Genomic DNA, 279 nt, shown 5'->3' on the forward strand with positions numbered 1-279 from the left:
CCAGTGGGAGCAGACTGAAGAAGGGCTGTGGCGTGTCATGGCCCAGCAAACCAGCGAGGGGGCGGGCTATCGGCTGGCATACGATGATGAGACCCGCACGGCACACTGGCATGACGGCACCCGCACGGTTTGGCGCCTCAACGACGCGCGCCACATCATCCACTGCCGCGACCGCAATGGCACGGAACACCATATTCTGTGGGATGAATTTGGCCTGCCGAACGGCTACACAGATGCGGACGGCCACACCCGTCTGAGTGAATGGGACAAACACGGCCG

The 279-nt window shown here is 62.7% G+C and carries 1 pseudogene; it reads left to right on the plus strand.

The features are described from left to right. Positions 1–37: 37 nt before the first annotated feature. A pseudogene (locus tag ABR397_RS25605) lies at positions 38–279 on the plus strand (RHS repeat protein); the annotation flags it as partial.

Origin of the sequence: Photorhabdus viridis, from assembly GCF_040256935.1 — a bacterium.
Taxonomy (GTDB): domain Bacteria; phylum Pseudomonadota; class Gammaproteobacteria; order Enterobacterales; family Enterobacteriaceae; genus Photorhabdus; species Photorhabdus viridis.